The 1,657-nt window shown below is 47.0% G+C and carries 3 protein-coding genes; all 3 read right to left on the bottom strand.

The annotated features are described in order from the left end of the window. Positions 1-43 precede the first annotated feature (43 nt). The 3 genes from QUA20_RS31680 to QUA20_RS31670 all read right to left on the bottom strand — a co-directional run bounded on the left by QUA20_RS31680 (position 44) and on the right by QUA20_RS31670 (position 1,627). Positions 44-313: a hypothetical protein gene (locus tag QUA20_RS31680; protein WP_333194303.1), complete on the bottom strand. Its 270-nt coding sequence runs from the start codon at positions 311-313 to the stop codon at positions 44-46. A 16-nt stretch (positions 314-329) separates the two neighbouring features. Beyond that, complete coding sequence (locus tag QUA20_RS31675; RefSeq protein WP_333194301.1) at positions 330-1,349, bottom strand: transposase; 1,020 nt, start codon at positions 1,347-1,349, stop codon at positions 330-332. A gap of 113 nt (positions 1,350-1,462) precedes the next feature. Beyond that, positions 1,463-1,627, bottom strand: a complete 165-nt coding sequence (locus QUA20_RS31670) for a hypothetical protein (protein WP_333194300.1) — start codon at positions 1,625-1,627, stop codon at positions 1,463-1,465. Positions 1,628-1,657: the final 30 nt, after the last annotated feature.

The raw sequence follows: 1,657 nt of genomic DNA, 5'->3' as shown, positions 1-1,657 counted from the left end.
AGTAAGAAAAGACTGATTAAATCTGGATCGATCGCTCTTAAAGCTAACTTGAGGAGTGCTTTTTAGTTCGAGAAACACCTTTTTTAACCACAGGATAACGAGTACGAGGTGACCTTGGTTGCCCAGTGGGCCAGCCAGGAGACTTTCCACGGAGTTTGGGAGCTTGAGCCGGTGTACCAATCGCCACTAAAACTCCCGGCATCGCCTGAGCGACTCGACCAGGGGTTAGCTGGCTCAAGGGTTTTTGCCACGGTAAGGGTCGATCGTTAACAATGAAACGAGCTAGCCAAAGTTCCCAAGTAATCATCGGCATCAAATCACTCCACCGCTCACATTGCTTGGGCGTACTCAATTTGGGCTTCGTCCAATGCAGACGTTGCGAATGCAAATCGATACCAATGATCGATGCCAAAGCGTCGCAAGTAGAGCTGCCAGATTTCACTTAAAAGAGGCATTTCTTCCCCCAGCCAGATCAACCATAAAGGCTTGGACATTTTCCCAGTATAAATTCGGTCGCTACGCTCGATGAGAATAAGTTGCATTGGCTGATGTGGGGCAGCTCGGAAATGCAGGTCTTTCCACAAACTAATCCGTAGTTGCCCCAATCGAGGATGTTTTAATTCTTGACTTTCAATCGCTGCTGTCCAAGTGCTAGAATCATTGAGTTTGAATTTATTTCCATGTAGGTAGGGACGACCTTTACCGCCATAGGCTGGTGGCGCAGTCCACAAACATAGATTGGAACGGAGTCGGATTAATTTGTCTGCGGGAATGTGAGCCGTCTTCAGTATAAATGGGGCGCATCCATATTCGCTATCCCACAAAGAAATCGGTCGTGAGGGTAAGTATTTACAAAGCTGTTTGAGTTGCCATACAGCTTTATCGATCGGACTTTGCCAACTGGTAATCCGTTCGTGTAAAAAAGGTAAAGCCCAACTGCCAGTATCTTCTGGTATCCAGGCAATCGTACTATATCCTTGACCAACAGTAATCGGACGATTACCATAAATGCCAGTCGGTTGATGTTCGATCGTTCTTTCTTGCAACCTCAGCGCATCTGGTCGCGGCCAGGCTGTATGGTCGCCTGCTAGTATGGGACGTACATCCGTTGGCATCTGTTTGATGTAAAGCTGCATCAACTTGTGACGTTGCGGTCTACAATCTTGCAAGGCTTCGTAAATGCTTGACCAAGCGCGTCGAAACACAGGAGATAATGATAGGTCTGCCAAGCAGTAAGCATGACGAGTCAGCAGCACGGCATCTGTCAATTCAAATGTGGCGTCTTTAGCTCGGGTGAGATGTTGATAGGCCTCTTGACGAAAAGCTTTGAGTTTGTCAGCTTGAATCATAGGTAGATGTAAGTTGGTGGTACAACTTTCAATTTCTACCAGATGGGAGTACCAGTGTCATTAGTACACTGGTACTTTTGTTTGCCCAATTCTTGTGAGTACAATCCGCTTAATTAAGCGAGAGTCATTCCCCGCCAGGTTCCTGAAATTTGAGCCATCAGAGAGAGTGCTGGCGAATCCAAGAGAACGTCAACGGTCGCGCTTACTTCTATCTTATGGTTGAGCCTCATAACTTGTCGCCAGCGACCGTTGCCGTTCAAGAGTGCGGTGACGATCACGATTTAATCGCTGTTTAGTCTAAACTCCAA

This window comes from Microcoleus sp. Pol7_A1 (assembly GCF_036701085.1).
Taxonomy (GTDB): domain Bacteria; phylum Cyanobacteriota; class Cyanobacteriia; order Cyanobacteriales; family Microcoleaceae; genus Microcoleus; species Microcoleus asticus.
This window is presented reverse-complemented; position numbering and strand designations above follow the sequence as displayed.

Coding starts and splice junctions, on each gene's coding strand:
- QUA20_RS31680 (WP_333194303.1), bottom strand. CDS start 313: ATGCCGATGATTACTTGGGAACTTTGGCTAGCTCGTTTCATTGTTAAC.
- QUA20_RS31675 (WP_333194301.1), bottom strand. CDS start 1,349: ATGATTCAAGCTGACAAACTCAAAGCTTTTCGTCAAGAGGCCTATCAA.